Consider the following 20,136-nt stretch of genomic DNA (forward strand, 5'->3'; position numbering starts at 1 on the left):
CGGCTAGGGTGCGTCTTGGCCACCAGCGGAATCCCGGCCACCGGGCGCCCGGAGCGTCCCCTCAGACCAGATCCAGCGCACCCGCTCCACAGACCCCGCCGAGCAGGATGAACACCGGGGTGAGCACCTTGAGTTCCACCCAGCTGCCGGCCTTGAAACGCATCGGCTTGGGGGGACCCAGCGGATACCAGCGCTTACGGGCTATGGGCAGCGGCCAGAGGATGGGGCAGCCGGAGACGGTCAGCGCGTCCCCGATGTCGTGCACCAGCGCGCCAAGGAGTATCGGCAGTCCCAGCCAGAGATACTCCCGGCCGTCACCGAAGAGCCAGCCGGCGCCATTGCCGGGCCGGTTGAGGATCTCGGCGAGGATCCAGGCGCCCGCCGCGCCGAGCAGCCAGACCATGACATCGTGGGCGGTACGGGCAAAGCGCCACAGCAGTCCCTCGACCGCGAGCACCAAGTGGACAAAGAGGATGCCCAGTACGGCCCACCGCCCGCCGAGCACGGCGAGCGCGGAGGAGCCCGCGCCGATCAGCACGGCCCAGAGCGCGGTATGGGTCAGCGTGCGGTGGCCGCCATTGCGCCGGGGGTCGCCCTGGCCCCGGGTGGCCTGGTAGACCGCGTGCGACAGCTTGTCGATGAGCTCGCACAGCACTCTGGACACCGGGCCGAACGCCCTCGCTATGGTGGCCGACTTATGGTCCAGGTCCGGGGCGAGGGCGGCGCCCGCGCAGATCAGCGCCCCGACCACCAGCACCGGCCAGGGCATGGGCTCCCCGGCGGCGGCCATGGCCGCGCCCAGCCCCAGCCAGGCCGCCGCACCGGACAGCGAGTGCGCCGGTCCCATCATGGTCGTCCACCCCTTTTGTTGGCTTGTGCCGTAAGGCGTCCCATGTTTCTGACGCCGGTTCGGCAACTCAGCGTAACCCTCGATGATCACCGACTGACCGGCCGGTTGTCCGATCCGGGGGCGGGCCAGGCAGTATGGAGGCGTGACCCTTATCGATCAGATGCCGAGCCATGCCGACCCCGATGCCCTCTTCGAGGCCTTCTCGACCTGGGCCGAGGAGCGGGGCATCACGCTCTACCCCGCGCAGGAGGAGGCGCTGATCGAGGTGGTCTCCGGCGCGAATGTGATCCTTTCCACTCCGACCGGCTCCGGCAAGAGCCTGGTGGCGGCCGGTGCCCACTTCACCGCGCTCGCCCATGACCAGGTGACCTTCTACACCGCGCCCATCAAGGCGCTGGTCTCGGAGAAGTTCTTCGACCTGTGCAAGCTCTTCGGCACCGAGAATGTCGGCATGCTCACCGGCGATGCCTCGGTCAACGCCGACGCCCCGGTGATCTGTTGCACCGCCGAGGTGCTGGCCTCCATCGCCCTGCGGGACGGCAAGGACGCCGATATCGGCCAGGTGGTGATGGATGAGTTCCACTTCTATGCCGAGCCGGACCGCGGCTGGGCCTGGCAGATCCCGCTGCTGGAGCTGCCCCAGGCGCAGTTCATCCTGATGTCGGCCACCCTGGGCGATGTCTCCCGGTTCGAGGAGGATCTCACCCGCCGTACCGGACGCCCCACTTCGGTGGTGCGCTCGGCCACCCGCCCGGTGCCGCTGTCCTATGAGTACCGCAGCACCCCGCTCACCGAGACCCTCACCGAGCTGCTCCAGACCCGCCAAGCCCCGGTGTATATCGTCCACTTCACCCAGGCGGCCGCCGTGGAGCGGGCGCAGGCGCTGATGAGCATCAATATGTGCTCCCGCGAGGAAAAGGACGAGATCGCCAAGCTGATCGGCAACTTCCGGTTCACCACCAAGTTCGGCCGGAATCTGGCGCGTTTCGTCAAGCACGGCATTGGGGTGCACCACGCGGGGATGCTGCCCAAGTACCGCCGCCTGGTGGAGCGGCTGGCCCAGGCCGGCCTGCTGAAGGTGATCTGCGGTACCGACACCCTGGGCGTGGGCGTCAACGTCCCCATTCGTACGGTGCTGTTCACCGCGCTCACCAAGTACGACGGCCAGCGGGTGCGCACCCTGCGGGCCCGGGAGTTCCACCAGATCGCCGGGCGGGCCGGCCGGGCGGGCTTCGACACCGCGGGCTTTGTGGTGGCGCAGGCCCCCGACCATGTGATCGAGAACGAGAAGGCCCTGGCCAAGGCGGGCGACGACCCCAAGAAGCGGCGCAAGGTGGTGCGCAAGAAGGCACCCGAGGGCTTTGTCAACTGGACCGAGAACACCTTCCAGAAGCTGATCGCCGCCGAACCGGAGCAGCTCACCTCCCGGTTCCGGGTCACCCACACCATGCTGCTGTCGGTCATCGCCCGCCCGGGCAACGCCTTCGAGGCGATGCGCCGGCTGCTGGAGGACAACCATGAGCCGCGCAAGAACCAGCTGCGCCATATCCGCCGGGCCATCGCCATCTACCGCTCGCTGCTGCACGGCGGTGTGGTGGAGCGGCTGGACCAGCCGGACGCCGAGGGCCGTATCGTCCGGCTGACGGTGGACCTCCAGTCGGACTTCGCGCTCAACCAGCCGCTGTCCACCTTCGCCCTGGCCGCCTTTGAGCTGCTCGACCCCGAATCCCCCTCCTACGCCCTGGACATGGTGTCGGTGGTGGAGTCCACCCTGGACGACCCCCGGCAGATCCTGGCCGCCCAGCAGAACAAGGCCCGGGGCGAAGCGGTGGCGGCGATGAAGGCCGAGGGGGTGGAGTACGAGGAGCGCATGGAGCGGCTGCAGGACATCGACTACCCCAAGCCGCTGGAGGAGCTGCTCACCCACGCCTACGACGTCTACCGCAAGAGCCACCCCTGGGTCGGCGACCATCCGCTCTCCCCCAAGTCGGTCATCCGCGATATGTACGAACGCGCCATGACCTTCACGGAGTTCACCTCCTTCTACGACCTGGCGCGTACCGAGGGCATTGTGCTGCGCTATCTGGCCAGCGCCTACAAGGCCCTGGACCACACGGTGCCGGACGATCTGAAGTCCGATGACTTCGAGGACCTGATCGCCTGGCTGGGCGAGATGGTGCGCCAGGTGGACTCCAGCCTGCTGGACGAGTGGGAGCAGCTGGCCAACCCGGAGGAGGAGACCGCCGAGCAGGCCCAGGAGCGGGCCGACCAGGTCAAGCCGGTCACCTCCAACGCCCGGGCGTTCCGGGTGCTGGTGCGCAACGCCATGTTCCGCCGGGTGGAGCTGGCCGCCCTGGACAAGGTGGATGAACTGGGCGAGATGGATGCCGAGTCCGGCTGGGACGAGGAGCGCTGGGCGGAGGCGATGGACGCCTACTGGGACGAGTACGAGGACCTGGGCACCGGCCCCGACGCCCGCGGCCCCAAGCTGCTGCGCATCGAGGAACACCCCGAGGACGGTCTGTGGCGGGTCCGCCAGACCTTCGCGGACCCCAACGGCGACCATGACTGGGGCATTTCGGCCGAGGTGGATCTCACGGCCTCCGACGAGGAGGGCCGGGCGGTGGTCCGGGTCACCTCGGTAGGGCAGTTGTAGGGCGGCCTTCCGGGGGCGGGTAACGAGTGCGTGGGTGGGGGCAATCCGCCGAAGGCGGCAACGGCTCCGCGCCATCGCGCGGACCGGTACCCCACTCACTCCCTGCCGGGCTCCGCCCCCCGCTCCCCCCGGTCCACCAGCACCGTCATCTCATAAGCGATCTGCCCGATATCGGCCCCGGAGCCGCCCAGCACACAGAGACAACTCCCGTCCCCCGCCGCGGTGACCAGCAGCACTCCCCCGTCGAACTCGACCATCGTCTGCCGCACCCGCCCGGCCCGGAACTGACGTCCCGCCCCCTTGGCCAGGCTCTGCAACCCGGAGGCCACGGCGGCCAGATGCTCGGCGTCCTCGCGCTGCAACTCCGCGCTGGCGCCGGTGACCAGTCCATCATCGGACAGCACCAGCGCGTGGCGTATCCCCTCCACCCGCCGGGTCAGATCGTCGAGCATCGGACCGAGTTCCCTGTCGAGCGTCATATGCCGCCGCCTCCCCGTTTCGCGGTTCCCGAACTGCCGTGCAAGCCTTGCTCACCCGCGACCCGTCGGCAACCCGGCCCCGTGCCGGAGCTCAGCCCACCGGTACGGCCGCCGCCCGCACCGGACCCCGCCGCACCGCGGCGACAAAGGCATCGGGGTTGTCGAACATCAGGTTGTGCCCGGCCCCCGGCACCGTCTCCACCTCCACCCCCGCGGTCACCAGCTCCTCCCGCCCGCGGAGTTCACCGCTGAGCTCTCCTTGCAGATACCGCCGCGGTATCCGGGCATCCAGCAGCATCCGCCGCATCGTCGGCCGGGTGCCCCGCACCAGGTGCACCGAGCTGCGGTGCAGGGCCACCGGGTCGGCCAGCCGCATGGTGGCCCGCCACACCGGCCCCACTCGCTCCAGGGTCCGCCGGCATCCGTCCCGGAGGAACTCCTCCTCGCCATAGGCCGCGATCCCGCTGCTGCCCGCGGTCGCCGGCGGGCGGGGATCGAGACTGGCCTCCGCCAGCAGCAGTCCGCCGACCAGCTCCGGCCGCCGGTGGGCCAGCACAATGGCCACCGCCCCGCCCATGCTGTGCCCGATCAGCTCGGCCCCGCGCACCCCGGCCGCGTCCAGCGCCGCGGCCAGCGCGTCGGCATGCTCCTCCAGGGAGTAGCCGAAGTCCGCGGGCCGGTCGCTGATGCCATGGCCGGGCAGATCGACGAACAGCGAGCGCCGCCCGGCCAGTTCGGGGCGGGCGGCGATATGGGCGTAGTACACCGGCGAGGAGGAGCCCAGCCCGTGGACATACACCCGGGCGGGGCCCTCCCCCGCCGTCTCGGTCCACCGCACACAGGCCCCCTCGGGACCGAATTCCGCCTGGTACATGCCCGTTCCCCTTTCGACGGCGGTACAACGCGGCGGCACAACGTGTACCGCGACGGGGCGCAACAATACATCGACTTCGATGTATTGCAATGGCGATGTACCACGCCCCTGAGGTTGAATACCGGCATGCTGGAACTCGCCATCCTGGGCTTTCTCTTCGAGGCCCCGCTGCACGGCTATGAGCTGCGCAAGCGCATCGCCGCCCTGACCGGTCACATCAAGCCGGTGGCCGAGGGCTCGCTCTACCCCGCGGTCAAGCGGCTGGAAAAGGCGGGACTGCTGACGCGCGAGACCCGGCCGGGCGCCGGGGCGGCGCCCCGGCATGTACTCAGCCTGACCGCTGCCGGCCGCGCCGAGCTGCGCCGCCGTCTGGCGGAGCCGGCCGAGACGGACATCACCGATGAGAACCGCTGGTTCACCCTGCTGGCCTTTCTGCGCCACCTCGAGGCCCCCCGGGCCCAGGCGGCCGTGCTGGAACGGCGGCTGGCCTTCCTCAGCGAGCCCGCCAGCTTCTTCTACTCCGGCGACCGGCCGCTGCGCGCCGAGGAGATGGACGACCCCTTCCGGCGCGGGGTGCTGCTGATCGCCCGTGCCACCAGCCGCGCCGAACTCGCCTGGCTGCGCGGCACCCTGGCGGAGCTGCGGGCCGGCTGACCCGGCGCACCGGTGTGCGCCGGGGATTCAACTCCCCTGGCGAGGGGCACACTTGGACAGCCCCCGGGGCGTGTCACCAACCGCTCGGCCGTCCTTTCCCTTTCCGTCACCTCCAAGTCGTGTACATGCCAGTACGGCCGTCCTACGCTGCCACCGCACCACGCCGGAAGTGCTGCCGCCCACCCCCATGTACGGAGGACCCGTGCCCGCCGCAGCCCTCGACCACCCCGCCCCGCGCAGACCCCGCCACCGCCGGACCGGCGCCCTGGCGGCGGCCTTCGCGCTCGCCGCCGCCTCCCTCGGCCTATGGGCCTCCAGCTCCTCCGCCTCCCCGGCCGCGGCCGTCCCCACCCCGGACCATGTGGTGGTGGTCGTCTTCGAGAACCACGCCTATGACCAGGTGGTGGGCTCATCCAGCGCCCCCTACATCAACTCCCTGGTCAGGGGCGGCGCCAATCTGACCCAGTCCTTCGCCGAGACCCACCCCAGCCAGCCCAACTACTATGCACTGTTCTCCGGTGACACCCAGGGCGTCACCGACGACAGCTGTGTGGACATAGGCTTCAGCGACGCCCCCAACCTGGCCTCCGAGCTGGCCGACGCCGGCAAGAGCTGGGGCAGCTACAACGAGTCGCTCCCGTCGGAGGGTTCCACGGTCTGCCGCAGCGGCGACTACGCCCAGAAGCACAACCCCTGGTTCGGCTTCAGCAATGTGCCGCTGTCCAGCGCCCACACCTTCGACGCCTTCCCCGCCGACTACAGCCAGCTGCCCACGGTGTCCTTCGTCATCCCCAACCTCTGCAGCGATATGCACGACTGCTCGGTGGCCACCGGTGACAACTGGCTGAGGAACAACCTCAAGAGCTATGCCGACTGGGCGCAGAACCACAACAGTCTGCTGCTGCTCACCTTCGACGAGGACAACCGGCTCAGCGGCAACCGCATCCCCACCGTCCTCTACGGCCAGCCGGTCAGGGCCGGTTCGTCCACCGACACCACCTACAACCACTACGACGTGCTGCACACCCTGGAGGACATGTACGGCACCGCGCACGCCGGAAACGCCGCCAACGCCCAGGACATCACCGGCATCTGGAACAACTGACGTGTATCTCGCGGACAGCCGCGGCACCCCCGACACCTCTCGCCCCGCCGGCCGGGCCACCATGCCCGGCCGGCGGGCCGTGGTGCCCGGCGCGGTGCTGGTGCTGGGCACCGTCAGCCTGGTGACCGATGTCTCCTCGGAGATGGTCACCGCCGTCCTGCCGCTCTATCTGGTCGGCGAACTGGGGCTCACCCCACTGGGGTTCGGGCTGCTGGACGGCGTCTACAACGGCTTCAGCGCCCTGGTGCGGCTGCTCGGCGGCAGGCTCTCCGACCGCCATGGCGGCGGCCACAAGGCGGTCGCGGCGGTGGGCTACGGCCTGTCCGCCCTGTGCAAGCCGCTGCTGCTCACCGTGCACAGCCTGCCGCTGATCGGCGCGGTGCTGGCCGCCGACCGCACCGGCAAGGGGCTGCGCACCGCGCCCCGGGACGCCCTGATCTCCCTCTCCTGCGAACCGGCCGTCCGGGGCCGGGCCTTCGGCGTCCACCGGGCCATGGACACCGCGGGCGCGCTGCTCGGCCCGCTGACGGCCTTTGTGATCCTGCGGCTGGCCGCCGGGGGATATGACGCGGTCTTCACCGTCAGCGGCTGTGTCGCCGCGCTGGGCGTACTGATCCTGCTGCTCTTCGCCCCCGGCCGCACCGCCCGCGCCACCCCGGCCGCCGAGCGCCAACGCCGGGCCGTACGCGGCCTGTTGCGCCGGCCGGCCGTACGGCGGCTGACCTGCTGTGCGGTGCTGCTGGGGCTGACCACGGTCAGCGACTCCTTCCTCTATCTCACCCTGCAGCGCCGGCTGGAGCTTTCGGAGTCCTGGTTCCCGCTGCTGCCGCTGGGCACCGCGGCCGCCTTTCTGCTGCTGGCCGTGCCACTGGGCATGCTGGCCGACCGGACCGGCCGCCGCCGGCTGTTCCTCACCGGACATCTGGCCCTGCTGGCCGCCTACGGTCTGCTGATCACCTCCCCCGGCGGCTCCCCGGCCCTGGCCTCGGTGGTGCTCACCCTGCACGGCGGCTTCTACGCCGCCACCGATGGGGTGCTGGCCGCCGCCACCGCCGACGCGGTGCCCGAGCGGCTGCGCGGCAGCGGTCTGGCGGTGGTGCAGACCGGGCAGGCGGCGGCCCGCTTCCTGTGCTCCCTCGCCTTCGGTGCGGCCTGGACCGCCTGGGGCGACCGCACCGCGCTCACCGCGGCGGCGGCCGGCCTGGCGGTGTCCGCCGCGCTCAGCGCCCTGCTGCTGCGCCCCGACCCCGCCCAGGAGCAAGCCCGTTGACCCGTACCCATCGCCTGATCGTCCTGCTGGCCGCCATAGCGCTGCTGGGCGCGGTGGCGGTCGGCGCCACCCTGCACGCGGCCGGGCGGGCGGCCGAGAAGGACCGTACCCAGCCGGGCGGCCCCGAGGTCCGCCCCGGCCCGGTGCTGCTGGACGCGCCGGGCCGCACCGTCTTCCGCAATATGGCCTGGGGCCCGCACCGGGACGAGCTGACCTCGGTGCCGGCGGCGGACCCCGGCGGCGCGCGCACCGCCTCCGGGGTGCGCTGTCTGCGCTTCCACTCCGCCGGCGGCACCGGAGTATGCCTGCAGGCGGTGCACGGCAAGCTGCGGGACGGATATCGCGCGCTGGTGCTGGATGCGCATCTGCACGAGCGGCACCGCTACGGCCTCTCCGGGATCCCCACCCGGGCCCGGGTCTCGCCCAGCGGCCGCACCGTGGCCTGGACGGTCTTCGTCAGCGGGGACTCCTATGCGGGCACCTCCTTCTCCACCCGCACCTCCATCGCCGACGCGGCCTCCGGCGGCCTGGAACGCAATCTGGAGGACTACCGCTTCTTCCTGGACGGCCGCCCGCACCGCGCCGCGGACCTCAATGTCTGGGGCGTCACCTTCGCCGATGACACCCGCTTCTTCGCCACCGTGGCAACCGGCGGCCAGACCTATCTGGTGCGCGGGGACCGGCGGGAGCGGACGCTGCGCTCGGTGCACCGGAATGTGGAGTGCCCCTCGCTGTCCCCGGACGGGACCCGGGTGGCGTACAAGAAGCGGGTGGCGGGCGTCTCCTCGGACGCGCCCTGGCGGCTGTACGTCCTGGACCTGCGCACCCTGCGGGAGACCGCGACCGCGGAGGGGCGCAGTGTGGACGATCAGGCGGTGTGGCGGGACGGCCGCACCCTGGTCTACTCGCTGCCGGGCGCCTATGGCTCCGATCTGTGGACAGTGCCCGCGGACGGCTCCGGCCGGCCCCGCCTGCTGGCCAGGGCGGCGCTGGCCCCGGCGTTCCCGGCCGGGTGAACGGTCAGCTCCGGGCAGCCGGGCACCTCTGGTGAGCGCCCGGGCGCCGGGCCGCCGGGCAGCCCGCTAGCGCCCCAGCTCCTTACGGGTCACCCGCCGCAGCCGCTTGCGCTGCGCGGGGTCCAGCAGCAGATAGGCACCCACCGGCACCCCCACCAGCACCAGCAGCCCCACCCAGAAGCCCACCAGCCATATCAGCAGCACACCCGCCGCGACTCCGCCGACGGCTGCCTTCGCCCCGTTGCTCATCCGACCGCACCTCCTCGCGCGACCGCGCGTCGCGCTCTCCCGGCACAACGCCGGGCCGCCGCGCGGGGTTCCCGCCCGGCCGGGCGGAAGTGGTAAGGGTCACCTTCGCCATCCCCTCGTCCGGTATGCCGCTGGGGTACCCTCGACCGCTCCCGCCCCGGCCAGTCGAGTTCGAGGAAACGCGCAGCCCTGTGACCCCGCCCCCTGTCGCGACGCCCTCCGACATCGCCCGCCTCGACCATTCCTCGGCCACCTTCCTGCCCGGCGACCCCGCCCGTACCGGCCGTATCGCCTTCTGGCGTCCCGACGGCCAACTCCCGCTCCCCGACGGCCCCTTCGAGGAACTGACCGTGGTCGTTCCCGACGGCACCGGGGTCACCACCACGACCGTCCCCGCCACCGTGCTGCCCGTGCGCGAGGCCCTGCCCGTACTCACCCGCGCCCGCGCCGCCGGGGCCGACGAGGCGGCCGCCTTCTGGGGCACCGCGGCGCTGCTCGCCCTGCAACTCGCCGCCCGGGGACGCCTGTTGCCCCAGCCGGCCGCCTCCGGCGAGGACAGCCGGAAGGCGTGCCCGCCGGCCCCGGAGGACCTGCGCCGGATCGGCGAACTGGCCGACGCCATGCCGCCCGCCGCCCATGCCGTCCCGGTCCCCGGCAGCGATCCGCCGCTGCTGCCCGAGCCCGGGCCGCTGGTGCGCTCCTTCCTGGAGGCCGTCGCCGACGGCCTGCCGCGCAGCCCGGCCGCCCAACTCGCCACCGGCAGCCGGACCTTCACCGCCCCCGAACCCCGACGACCGCCGGAGCGACGCCCACGGGCATCCGGGCCGGCCGCCTCGCCCGACGCGAGGGTGCGCATCTCGCTACGGGTGGAGGCCCTGGGTCCGGACGGCGCCGAGCCCCGGCTGCGGGCGGTGGTGCAGGTGCACAGCCTGGGCGACCCGGCGCTGGTGGCGGACGCCGCCCGGGTGTGGTCCGGGAGCACGGCGCTGGGCCCCGGTGCCCGGTCGGGCGCGCTGCCGGCGCTGCGCCGCGCGGTGCATGCCTGGCCGGTGCTGGCACCGCTGCTCTCGGCGGCCGTCCCGGACGCCCTGGAACTGGCCGACCGGGAGGTGGGCGAACTGCTGGGCCCGGCCGCCGCCGCCCTGGACGCGGTGGGCGTGGAGGTGCACTGGCCAAGGGAGTTGGTGCGGCCGCTCACCGCCCGGGCGGTGGTCGGCTCGCCCGGGGACGAGGACCGGTCCCACTCCCCCGCCCTGCTGTCCGCCGGCGCCCTGCTCACCTTCCACTGGCGCTTCGCGGTCGGCGAGCAGGAGATCACCCGCGCCGAACTGCACCAACTCGCCGAGGCCGGACGGGCGGTGGTGCGGCTGCGCGACCAGTGGGTGGTGATCGACCCGGCCGCGCTGCGGCGCGCCCGGGACCGCGAGGAACGCAAGGTCACCCCGGCAGAGGGACTGCGGGCCGCGCTCACCGGCGAGATCGAGGCCGAGGGCGGCGAGCAGCGGGTGCCGGTGGAGGCGACCGGCCGGCTGGCCGCCCTGCGCGATGTGATCGCCGAGCCCGGCGGCATCCGCCGGCCCGTGGCCCCGCCCGCCGCGCTGGCCGCCACCCTGCGCGACCACCAGCTGCGCGGACTGACCTGGCTGCACCGGATGACCTCGCTCGGCCTGGGCTGCTGCCTCGCCGACGACATGGGCCTGGGCAAGACCGTCACCCTGATCGCCCTGCATCTGCACCGCCAGGGCCTGCCGGGGGCGGCCGGGCCCACCCTGGTGGTCTGCCCGGCCTCACTGCTGGGCAACTGGCAGCGCGAGATCGAACGCTTCGCCCCCGGCACCCCGGTGCGCCGCTTCCATGGCAGCGGGCGCAGCCTGGAGGGCCTGGCGGACGGGGAGTTCGTCCTCGGCACCTATGGCACCATGCGGCTGGACGCCGAACGGCTGGCGGGCGTGGACTGGGGCCTGGTGGTGGCCGACGAGGCCCAGTACATCAAGAATCCGCACTCGGCGACCGCCCGGCGGCTGCGCACCATCGGCGCCCGGGCCCGGGTGGCGCTCTCCGGCACTCCGGTGGAGAACAACCTCTCCGAGCTGTGGGCCATCCTCGACTGGACCACCCCCGGGCTGCTGGGCTCCCTGGACACCTTCCGCCGCCGCTACGCCCGGCCCGTGGAGTCCGGCACCGACCCGGGCGCCGCCGAGCGGCTGGCCGCACTGGTGCGCCCCTTCCTGCTGCGCCGCCGCAAGAGCGACCCGGGCATCGCCCCGGAGCTGCCGCCCCGGACCGAGACCGACCATGTGGCGGCGCTCACCCGGGAACAGGCCGGGCTCTACGAGGCGGTGGTCCGCGAGCTGCTGGCGGAGCTGGCGGGCACCGATGGGCTGCGCCGCCGGGGCCTGATCGTCAAGCTGCTCACCGCGCTGAAGCAGATCTGCAACCATCCGGCGCAGTACCTCAAGGAGAAGTCGCCCCGGACCGAGGGGCGTTCGGGGAAGCTGGAGCTGCTGGACGAGCTGCTGGACACTCTGGTGGCGGAGGGCGCCGGAGTGCTGGTCTTCACCCAGTACGTCCGGATGGCCCGGCTGCTCCGGACGCATCTCCGGGCGCGCGGGGTGCCCGTCGCGCTGCTGCACGGCGGCACTCCGGTGGCCCGCCGCGAGGAACTGGTGCGCGGCTTCCAGAACGGTGAAGTCCCGGTGTTCCTGCTGTCGTTGAAGGCGGCGGGCACGGGTCTGAACCTCACCCGGGCCGGGCATGTGGTGCACTTCGACCGCTGGTGGAACCCGGCGGTGGAGGCGCAGGCCACCGACCGGGCGCACCGCATCGGCCAGACCCGCCCGGTGCGAGTGCACCGCCTGGTCACCGAGGGCACGGTGGAGGACCGCATCGCCGAACTACTGCGCCGCAAACAGGCTTTGGCGGACGCGGTACTGGGCACGACGGGCGAGGGTGCGCTGACGGAGCTGACCGATACGGAGCTGGCCGAGCTGGTGGCTTTGCGTCCGGGGCCGTCGGCCTGACCCTTGCGGCTGCGGGCCGTGCGTGGCCGGTCGCGCCCACGCGGCGCAGCCGAAGGATGTAGCTGCCCCGCGCCCCTGAGCGGGCACCCGGAATCACGCGCCGTGTGCCCGGAGGAACGTCTCCAAGCCGGCGAGGTCGTCCGTGTTGAGGTAGTCCACGCCGGCCGCCAGCAGTTCGCGCCAGAGGGCGTCGCGGGCCGGGCCCGGCTGGTCCGGGGTGGCCCAGAAGCGCACCTGGCGGCCGGCGGCGTGGGCTTGGCGGACGATGCGGCGGAGTCCGGCCCGTTCCCGGGCCGGCATCGGCCCCACCCCCCGCCAGCCGAAGTGCTTGGTCCAGTCGTCGCTGATCAGCGGGCAGAAGGAGGCGGGTGCCCGGCCGTCCAGGTCGGTGAGCCGTCCGTCGTAGAAGGCATAGCGCACCCGCTCCCGCTCCATCGGCGCACGGGCCCCGCGGTCGCCGGAGACCACCGCGGTCAGGGCGCCGCGATGCACCCGCCCGTCGGAGTAGCGGGTGAACATCGAGCGGTAGCGCTCCAGATGCCGGGCCAGCTCCCGGTAGGTGGGATCACCGGGCGACTTGATGTCGATGAGCAGCTGCACCGTGCGGTCGTAGCCGCGGTAGACCCGGCCGCCGTTGGCTCTGACACGGTGCCACAGCGGCTGGAGATAAAGCGATTCCAGCGTTCGCCGCGGATCGAGCTTGTCCGCGTCGTGTCCGATCAGCAGCTGGCCGCCGACCAGCCAGATGTCCGGCTCGATGCTGTTGAAGCCATGGGAGAGGGCCTCGGTGAGCGGGTGCCGGTGCTCATAGTCGTTGTGCGCGTGCGCATGGCGCAGCGGCGGCTTGCCGCGGCTGGTGTCCGAGTCCTCGGCGAAGGCGGGTGCCGCCAGGGAACCGGCGAGGGCGGCTCCAAGGCCGAGGACGACGGCGCGGCGCGTACGGACGGTCATGGGAATGCCTCCGGTTCCGGGAAGCCAATGGAGCCAATGGAGTGAATACACCTTGGCGCTGCGTGCTGCTGACGATGAGTATCGAGGCTCGCAGGGCCATTCGACAGACCCGGGAAAAGAGTTGCCCTGATGGACGCCAAAGCGTTCCCCGGCGTTTTTTCCGGGCATGATGAAGGCCCGTGTGGCCGAGCGCAGTTGACGTTTCTTCTGGGGTTGACAGTGAGTAGACGCGAATACCGCGTGCGCGCGGTGCTGACGGTGTGGTTGACCTGGCTTTCGCTTATCGGGACCGGAGGGGCGTCCTGGGCCGCGACCCAGGACGCCTCGGCCCCGCGGCTGGGCGCCGCCGGCACCGTGGCCCCCGGCGTCGGCTACCGGGAGTTCTCCCTCAAGGGCGCGCACGGCCCGGTGCTGGGGCATCTGCTGACGGTGGATCTGCGCGACCGGCGGGTCTCGGTGGACCTGCTGTATCCGGGGGCGGTGGGGGCGCGCGCCAAGATCTCCCAACTGGCCGAGAAGCAGCGGGCGGTGGGCGGTGTCAACGGCGACTTCTTCAATATCGCCGAGGACCAGCATCCCGGCGTGCAGGCCACCGGCGCCCCCGTGGGCCCGGCGGTCGCCGCCGGGCGGGCCCTGAAGGCCGCGGTGCCGGACGGCCAGCGCTTCGGCCCGGCCCTGCCCCGGGGTGCGACCACCGAGGACGTACTTGCGGTGGGCACCAACCGGGTGGCCCGGCTGGACCGGCTGTCGCTGGAGGGCTCGGTGCGTACCGAGGAGGACGACGATCTGCCGCTGGCCGGCTTCAACGAGTACGCGCTGCCGGTCAGCGGCGTGGGCGCCTACACCTCGGCCTGGGGCGCCGCCTCCCGGCTGCGCGCCACCTGTGGCACCGACACCGACCGGGCCGCGTCCTGCAGCCGCACCACGGTGGAACTCACCGTCCGCGACGGCCGGGTGACCTCACTGCGCAACCGTCCCGGCGCGGGCCCGATCCCGCGTGGCACGGTGGTCCTGGTGGGCCGCGAGCAGGGCGCCCGGGACCTGCGCCGGCTGGCGGTGGGCGACCGGGTACGGGTGACGGAGCGACTGCGCTCCCAGCGCTCGGGGGCGTTGCGCTGCGCCCTGGGCGGCTTCCCCATCCTGCGCGGCGGCCGGGCGCTGGACGGACTGGACGGCACCACCCCCGCCGTGCGTACCGCCGCCGGGCTGGCGGACGGCGGCCGGCGGCTGTATCTGCTGGCGCTGGACGGACGGGCCGCCTACCGTTCCGGTCTGACGCTGGCCGAACTGGCCCGTGCCATGCGGAAGATCGGGGCGGTGGACGCCTTCAATCTGGACGGCGGCGGCTCCAGCACCCTGGTGACCCGGAGCGCGCACAGCGCACACGCCACGGTGCGCAACCATCCGTCGCATGGCGAGGAGCGGGCGGTGGCGAACGGGATCGGCGTTTTCGTCCGTTCCTGAACCGGCCCCCGAACAGGCCCGGTTACCCCACACTTTCGAGTGATGTCTCCGGCTGATCCCCGCTGCTAGCTTCGGAATTCGCCGGCCGGTCGCGGAATTTTCCGGTCAACTCTTCGCGTCGCCCGTGCGGTTATCCGTCGTGCACCACACAACAGATGGGTGAACACCTCTTATGACGACGGCAGTGGAGCCGGAGAACACCGCACCGGAGAGCCGGAACCAGCTCAGCCTGGGCACGGACGCGGCCCGCCAGTTGGCGACCACCACCAAGTCCGTCCCGCAGATGCAGGGGATTTCCTCGCGCTGGCTGCTGCGGGTGCTGCCCTGGGTGCAGGTGTCGGCCGGCACCTACCGGGTCAACCGGCGGCTGAGCTACACCGTCGGCAATGGCATCGTGGAGTTCCTCTCCACCGGCACCGATATCCGGGTCATCCCGGCCGAGCTGGGTGAACTGCCTTGTCTGCGCGGCTTCGAGGAGCCCTCGGTGCTCCAGGCGCTGGCCGACGGCTGTGTGCAGCGGCAGTACGCGGCGGGTGAGGCACTGGTGGAGCGGGGCCGCCCGGCGGACGAGATCTTCCTGATCGCCCACGGCAAGCTGACCAAGAAGGGCACCGGCAAGTACGGCGACGAGACGCTGCTGGCCACCCTGGCCGACGGGGCCTTCTTCGGTGAGCGGGTCCCGCTGGAGCCCGACGCCGAGTGGGACTTCACCGTCCGGGCGGTGACCCGCTGCACCGTACTGGCGCTGCCGCTGCGCACCTTCCAGGAGATCGCCGAGCGCTCCCCCGAACTCCGGGCGCATCTGGCGGACTTCGCCTCCCGTCCGGCCCCGCCGGCCAACGCCCGGGGCGAGGCCGATATCGCGGTGGCCTCCGGGCATGAGGGCGAGCCGGTCATCCCCGGCACCTATGTGGAGTACGAGCTCAGGCCGCGTGAGTACGAACTCAGCGTCGCCCAGACGGTGTTGCGGATGCACACCCGGGTCGCCGACCTCTACAACGAGCCGATGAACCAGCTGGAGCAGCAGCTGCGGCTGACCGTGGAGGCGCTGCGCGAGCGCCAGGAGCACGAGATGATCAACAACCCCGATTTCGGCCTGCTGGCCAATGCCGACCTCGGGCAGCGCATCCATACCCGCAGCGGCCCGCCCACCCCGGACGATCTGGACGAGCTGCTCTCCCGCCGCCGCAAGACCGAGTATCTGCTGGCCCATCCGCGCGCCATCGCCGCCTTCGGCCGGGAGTGCAGCGAGCGGGGCCTGTATCCCCAGGCCGTGGAGGTGCTGGGCCATCCGGTGCGCTCCTGGCGCGGGGTGCCGCTGCTGTCCTGCAACAAGATCCCGGTCAGTGAGTCGGGCACCAGCTCGGTCATCGCCATGCGGACCGGGGAGAAGGACGAGGGGGTGGTCGGCCTGCACCAGACCGGCATCCCGGACGAGTACCAGCCCAGCCTCAATGTGCGCTTTATGGGCATCGACGAGCACGCCGTCTCGTCCTACCTGGTCAGCGCCTACTACTCGGTGGCCATCCTGGTGCCCGATGCGCTGGGCGTGCTGGAGGACGTGGAGACCGGCAGCTGATCTCCGGTCGCCCGGTCACGGCCGTACGCCGCTGACCAGCGAGGCGGCGGCGGACAGGCCGTTGGAGAGGGTGGGCGCGATGCTGGTGTTGGCGAGCAGGAAGCCCAGCAGCACACAGACCAGCGCATGCGACATCCGCAGTCCCCCGTTGCGGAGGAACACCACGGCCAGGACGACCAGCAGCAGGACCACGGAAATCGAGATGGCCATGGCGTACCTCCAGGCGAAGCGGCGGTGGGTGGTCCGCCAAGTCTGGCGCATCACCGGGCACCGGCCCGGCAGCGCGGCTACTCCGTTCGGGTATCTATTCACCGATTCGGACGCCCGACGGGCATACGCTCCCCGCCCTGCCTAGGCTGACGGAATGATCCGCACAGTCCGGGAGCGTACGCCCGTCACGGTGCACGGGACTTCTCACAAGACTGCGGAGGACGGTGATCCGGGCTCCGCCTGGCACCGTCTGCTGCACCGGGTGCCCAATGGCTTTGCGCTCTTCTTCGGTCTGCTGGGCCTGTTCTGCGCCGTCACCTCGCTGATCCCGCCGCTGCGGCGGGGCTCCCACCCGCTGACGGACGCCCTGGACACCCTGACCGTCCCCACCGCTCCCAACCTGGCCTATGCGGTCTTCCTGCTGCTGCTGGCCACCGCCATGGCGGCCCGTAAGCGGGTCACCCTCTGGTTTGTCCTGGTGTATCTGGGGCTGCTGGTGCTGGCCGATGTGCTGCTGCTGGCCGTCGGCTACTGGGACACCATTCCCTCGCTGGTGCTGTCGCTGCTGGCGATGACCCTGCTGGTCCTGGCCCGCCGGGAGTTCTACGCCGAGGTACGGCACGGCGCCTTTCTGCGTGCCCTGCTGGTGCTGGCGGCCGGGCTGGGCATCGCGGTGCTGCTGGGCTGGGGGCTGGTGGAGCTGTTCCCCGGCTCGCTGGAACCCGGCGCCGGGAACCGGCTGCTGTTCGTCGCCAACAAGGTGTGCGGCGGCCTGGTCAGCACCCGGCAGATCCCCGGCCACCCGCCGCACTGGGTGTATTTCCTGCTGGGCCTGCTGGGTGCGCTGGCGCTGCTCAACGCCACCATGACGCTGTTCCGTTCGCAGCGTCTGGAGGCGGCCCTGCACGATGACGAGGAGGCGCGCATCCGCGCCCTGCTCGCCCGCTACGGGGGCCGCGACTCACTGGGCTACTTCGCCACCCGCCGGGACAAGGCGGTGGTCTTCTCCCCCAGCGGCAAGGCGGCCGTCACCTACCGGGTGGAGGCCGGGGTGTGCCTGGCCTCCGGCGACCCGCTGGGCGACCCCGAAGCCTGGACCCCGGCCATCGAGGCCTGGCTGGCGCTGGCCGGCCGCTATGGCTGGCAGCCGGCCGTGATGGGCGCCAGCGAGACCGGCGCCCGCGCCTACGCCCGCTCCGGCCTGGGCGCCCTGCAACTGGGCGACGAGGCCATCCTCCAGGTCGCCTCCTTCAACCTGGAGGGCCGGGAGATGCGGGTGACCCGGCAGGCGGTGCACCGGGTGGAGCGCACCGGGGCCACCGTCCGCATCCGCCGTCATTCGGCGCTCAGCGACGAGGAGATGGGCGAGGTGATCCGGCGGGCCGACGCCTGGCGGGACACCGAGACCGAACGCGGCTTCTCCATGGCCCTGGGCAGGCTGGGCGACCCCGCCGACGGGGACTGCCTGCTGGTGGAGGCGCTGGACGCCCAGGGGAACATGATCGCCCTGCTGTCCTTCGTCCCCTGGGGCCCGGACGGGGTCTCCCTGGACCTGATGCGCCGCGACCGCGCCGCCCCCAATGGGGTGATGGAGTTCATGGTCACCCAACTCTGCGCCCAGGCGGTCCGGTTCGGCGTCAAACGGATCTCCCTCAACTTCGCGGCCTTCCGCTCCGCCTTCGAGGAGGGTGCCCGGATCGGCGCCGGCCCGGTACTGCGGCTCTGGCGCCGGCTGCTGCTGTTCTTCTCCAAGTGGTGGCAGCTGGAGGCGCTTTACCGCTCCAACGTCAAATACGACCCCGAGTGGCACCCCCGCTTCCTGTGCTACGCGGACGCCGGTGCCCTGGCCCGGATCGGGCTGGCCTCCGGCATCGCCGAGGGCTTTGTCGCCGTCCCCAGCCTGGGCCAGCTCTGGGGCCGGGGCCGGGCCAAGGGCATGACCCGCCCGCCGTCCACCGCCGGACTGCCCCCGCTGTCCGAACTCGGCCCCGGCCCCCGGGCCGCCGCCGAGGGCGCCGAGGACCTGGCCCAACTGCCCGAACAGGTAAGGGTCCGGCGGCAGAAACTGGACCGGCTGCGCGACCAGGGCATCGACCCCTACCCGGTCCACGCCCGCCGCACCCACACCCTGGCCGCCGTCCGCGCCGCCCACCCCGGCCTGCCGCCCGGTGCCCGTACCGGGCAGCAGGTCACCGTCACCGGCCGGGTGCTGCTCAAGCGCAACCACGGCGGGGTGCTCTTCGCCGTGCTGCGCGACTGGTCCGGCGACCTCCAACTCACCCTCACCCGCGACGGGTTCGGCGAGGAACCGCTGCGCCGCTTCGCCGCCTGGACCGACCTGGGCGACCATATCGAGGCCGAGGGCGAGGTGGGCACCACCGACCGGGGCGAGCTCACTGTCTTCGCCGACCGCGCCCGGATCATCGCCAAATGCCTGCGCCCGCTGCCCGACAAGCGCCGCGGCCTGGCCGACCCGGAGACCCGGGTACGGATGCGCTATGTGGACCTGGCCGTCAACCCCGGCGCCCGCCACACCCTGCGCGCCCGCAGCGCCGCCGTCCAGGCATTGCGCCAGGGGCTGCTGGACCGGGGCTATCTGGAGGTGGAGACCCCCATGCTCCAGCAGGTCCACGGCGGCGCCAACGCCCGCCCCTTCACCACCCATATCAACGCCTACGACCTGGACCTGTACCTGCGCATCGCACCCGAGCTCTATCTCAAACGGCTCTGTGTGGGCGGCCTGGAGAAGGTCTTCGAACTGGGCCGCACCTTCCGCAACGAGGGCGTCTCCTACAAGCACAACCCCGAGTTCACCATGCTGGAGGCGTACCAGGCGCTGGGCGACTACGACACCATGCTGGAACTGACCCGGGAGCTGATCCAGGAGGCGGCCGTCGCCGCCCATGGCTCGGCGATCGCGGTCCGCGGTGGCACCGAACACGACATCTCCGGCCGCTGGCCGGTGAAAACGGTCTATGGCGCCGTCTCCGAGGCACTGGGCGAGGAGATCGGCCCGGACACCTCCGCCGCCGCCCTGCGCCGCCACTGCGACGCCGCCGGGGTACCGCACCGCGCGGAGCACACCCGCGGCGATATCGTCCTGGAACTCTATGAACGCCTGGTGGAGGAGCGCACCACCCTCCCCGTCTTCTACAAGGACTTCCCCACCGACGTCTCCCCGCTCACCCGCCCGCACCGCGCGGAGCCGCGCCTGGCCGAACGCTGGGACCTGGTCGCCTTCGGCACCGAACTGGGCACCGCCTACTCCGAGTTGGTCGATCCCGTGGAGCAGCGCCGCCGCCTGACCGCCCAGTCCCTGCGAGCGGCCGGCGGCGACCCGGAGGCCATGGAACTGGACGAGGACTTTCTGCGCGCCCTGGAATACGCCATGCCGCCCACCGGCGGTCTGGGTATCGGCGTGGACCGGCTGGTGATGTTCCTCACCGGCCTGTCCATCCGGGAGACCCTGCCCTTCCCGCTGGTGCGGCGCTTGTAGGGCAACCGGTTCCACAACTGCTCGCGCCGGCCGACTCCTTCGCGCTACCCGGCGTCATAGCCAGGTGCCGGCGGAGCACAACAGGCTCGCTGTGCAGACTGACACCGGAGGGACCGCTTCACAGTGCGAACAGACCCTTCACTCCATCCCCAACCGTCTTACGTTTCTGGTTGCCCCGGTTCCAGCGCGGCTTGGCGGTGCACATGTGTGGCCGACCCGAAGCTCCGACGAGCATGCTGATTCCGTCGGGGCATAGCCCTCGT

At 71.9% G+C, this 20,136-nt stretch carries 15 protein-coding genes; 9 read left to right on the plus strand and 6 right to left on the minus strand.

The genetic code is table 11. The features are described from left to right. Positions 1 to 61 precede the first annotated feature (61 nt). Positions 62 to 850 carry a metal-dependent hydrolase gene (locus tag CV755_RS13865; protein ID WP_109280537.1) on the minus strand — a complete coding sequence of 263 codons (789 nt, stop codon included), beginning with the start codon at positions 848 to 850 and terminating at the stop codon, positions 62 to 64. Between the two features lie 142 nt (positions 851 to 992). Here CV755_RS13865 and CV755_RS13870 point away from each other — a divergent pair, with 142 nt between their 5' ends. Continuing rightward, complete coding sequence (locus CV755_RS13870) at positions 993 to 3,506, plus strand: DEAD/DEAH box helicase (RefSeq protein WP_109280538.1); 2,514 nt, start codon at positions 993 to 995, stop codon at positions 3,504 to 3,506. Positions 3,507 to 3,601: 95 nt separating this feature from the next. Here the strand turns inward: CV755_RS13870 and CV755_RS13875 are convergent, their stop codons facing one another. Both CV755_RS13875 and CV755_RS13880 read right to left on the minus strand, forming a co-directional pair. Continuing rightward, complete coding sequence (locus CV755_RS13875; RefSeq protein WP_109280539.1) at positions 3,602 to 3,985, minus strand: roadblock/LC7 domain-containing protein; 384 nt, start codon at positions 3,983 to 3,985, stop codon at positions 3,602 to 3,604. Positions 3,986 to 4,076: 91 nt separating this feature from the next. Beyond that, positions 4,077 to 4,859: an alpha/beta fold hydrolase gene (locus tag CV755_RS13880; RefSeq protein ID WP_109280540.1), complete on the minus strand. Its 783-nt coding sequence runs from the start codon at positions 4,857 to 4,859 to the stop codon at positions 4,077 to 4,079. 126 nt (positions 4,860 to 4,985) lie between these two features. Between CV755_RS13880 and CV755_RS13885 the strand changes: the two genes are divergently transcribed. The 4 genes from CV755_RS13885 (at position 4,986) to CV755_RS13900 (ending at position 8,904) form a co-directional block, all read left to right on the plus strand. Further along, a complete protein-coding gene (locus CV755_RS13885; protein WP_109280541.1) occupies positions 4,986 to 5,513 on the plus strand; it encodes a PadR family transcriptional regulator in 528 nt (175 codons plus the stop codon). Positions 5,514 to 5,715: 202 nt separating this feature from the next. Then, positions 5,716 to 6,618: an alkaline phosphatase family protein gene (locus CV755_RS13890; protein WP_435881454.1), complete on the plus strand. Its 903-nt coding sequence runs from the start codon at positions 5,716 to 5,718 to the stop codon at positions 6,616 to 6,618. A gap of 1 nt (position 6,619) precedes the next feature. Continuing rightward, positions 6,620 to 7,888: an MFS transporter gene (locus CV755_RS13895; RefSeq protein WP_241561199.1), complete on the plus strand. Its 1,269-nt coding sequence runs from the start codon at positions 6,620 to 6,622 to the stop codon at positions 7,886 to 7,888. Next, positions 7,885 to 8,904 (plus strand): TolB-like translocation protein, encoded by a 1,020-nt coding sequence (locus tag CV755_RS13900; protein ID WP_109280543.1) that lies wholly within the window; start codon positions 7,885 to 7,887, stop codon positions 8,902 to 8,904. The genes CV755_RS13895 and CV755_RS13900 overlap by 4 nt, the downstream gene beginning before the upstream one ends. 66 nt (positions 8,905 to 8,970) lie before the next feature. Here CV755_RS13900 and CV755_RS13905 read toward each other — a convergent pair whose 3' ends face one another. Continuing rightward, the gene (locus tag CV755_RS13905) at positions 8,971 to 9,153 is read right to left on the minus strand and encodes a hypothetical protein (protein WP_109280544.1); all 183 of its coding nucleotides are present in this window, start codon (positions 9,151 to 9,153) and stop codon (positions 8,971 to 8,973) included. A gap of 191 nt (positions 9,154 to 9,344) precedes the next feature. Here CV755_RS13905 and CV755_RS13910 point away from each other — a divergent pair, with 191 nt between their 5' ends. Beyond that, positions 9,345 to 12,173: a DEAD/DEAH box helicase gene (locus CV755_RS13910; protein WP_241561200.1), complete on the plus strand. Its 2,829-nt coding sequence runs from the start codon at positions 9,345 to 9,347 to the stop codon at positions 12,171 to 12,173. A gap of 93 nt (positions 12,174 to 12,266) precedes the next feature. Here CV755_RS13910 and CV755_RS13915 read toward each other — a convergent pair whose 3' ends face one another. Next, complete coding sequence (locus tag CV755_RS13915; RefSeq protein ID WP_109280545.1) at positions 12,267 to 13,124, minus strand: phosphatidylinositol-specific phospholipase C/glycerophosphodiester phosphodiesterase family protein; 858 nt, start codon at positions 13,122 to 13,124, stop codon at positions 12,267 to 12,269. A gap of 219 nt (positions 13,125 to 13,343) precedes the next feature. Here CV755_RS13915 and CV755_RS13920 point away from each other — a divergent pair, with 219 nt between their 5' ends. Both CV755_RS13920 and CV755_RS13925 read left to right on the plus strand, forming a co-directional pair. Further along, a complete protein-coding gene (locus tag CV755_RS13920; RefSeq protein WP_241561201.1) occupies positions 13,344 to 14,588 on the plus strand; it encodes a phosphodiester glycosidase family protein in 1,245 nt (414 codons plus the stop codon). A gap of 172 nt (positions 14,589 to 14,760) precedes the next feature. After that, positions 14,761 to 16,167: a family 2B encapsulin nanocompartment shell protein gene (locus tag CV755_RS13925; protein WP_109280547.1), complete on the plus strand. Its 1,407-nt coding sequence runs from the start codon at positions 14,761 to 14,763 to the stop codon at positions 16,165 to 16,167. A gap of 15 nt (positions 16,168 to 16,182) precedes the next feature. Here CV755_RS13925 and CV755_RS13930 read toward each other — a convergent pair whose 3' ends face one another. Then, complete coding sequence (locus CV755_RS13930) at positions 16,183 to 16,377, minus strand: hypothetical protein (RefSeq protein WP_109280576.1); 195 nt, start codon at positions 16,375 to 16,377, stop codon at positions 16,183 to 16,185. Positions 16,378 to 16,531: 154 nt separating this feature from the next. Here CV755_RS13930 and lysX point away from each other — a divergent pair, with 154 nt between their 5' ends. Beyond that, entirely contained in the window at positions 16,532 to 19,873 is a 3,342-nt protein-coding gene (gene lysX / locus CV755_RS13935) for a bifunctional lysylphosphatidylglycerol synthetase/lysine--tRNA ligase LysX (protein ID WP_109280548.1), read from the plus strand. Positions 19,874 to 20,136 lie beyond the last annotated feature (263 nt).

It is taken from the genome of Streptomyces orinoci, assembly GCF_003121295.1.
Lineage (GTDB): Bacteria > Actinomycetota > Actinomycetes > Streptomycetales > Streptomycetaceae > Streptomyces > Streptomyces orinoci.

Bases quoted from the DNA above. Each gene is read 5' to 3' on its own strand.
- CV755_RS13915 (WP_109280545.1), bottom strand. From the start codon at position 13,124: ATGACCGTCCGTACGCGCCGCGCCGTCGTCCTCGGCCTTGGAGCCGCC.
- CV755_RS13885 (WP_109280541.1), top strand. From the start codon at position 4,986: ATGCTGGAACTCGCCATCCTGGGCTTTCTCTTCGAGGCCCCGCTGCAC.
- CV755_RS13865 (WP_109280537.1), bottom strand. From the start codon at position 850: ATGATGGGACCGGCGCACTCGCTGTCCGGTGCGGCGGCCTGGCTGGGG.
- CV755_RS13905 (WP_109280544.1), bottom strand. From the start codon at position 9,153: ATGAGCAACGGGGCGAAGGCAGCCGTCGGCGGAGTCGCGGCGGGTGTG.
- CV755_RS13875 (WP_109280539.1), bottom strand. From the start codon at position 3,985: ATGACGCTCGACAGGGAACTCGGTCCGATGCTCGACGATCTGACCCGG.
- CV755_RS13880 (WP_109280540.1), bottom strand. From the start codon at position 4,859: ATGTACCAGGCGGAATTCGGTCCCGAGGGGGCCTGTGTGCGGTGGACC.
- CV755_RS13925 (WP_109280547.1), top strand. From the start codon at position 14,761: ATGACGACGGCAGTGGAGCCGGAGAACACCGCACCGGAGAGCCGGAAC.
- lysX (WP_109280548.1), top strand. From the start codon at position 16,532: ATGATCCGCACAGTCCGGGAGCGTACGCCCGTCACGGTGCACGGGACT.
- CV755_RS13930 (WP_109280576.1), bottom strand. From the start codon at position 16,377: ATGGCCATCTCGATTTCCGTGGTCCTGCTGCTGGTCGTCCTGGCCGTG.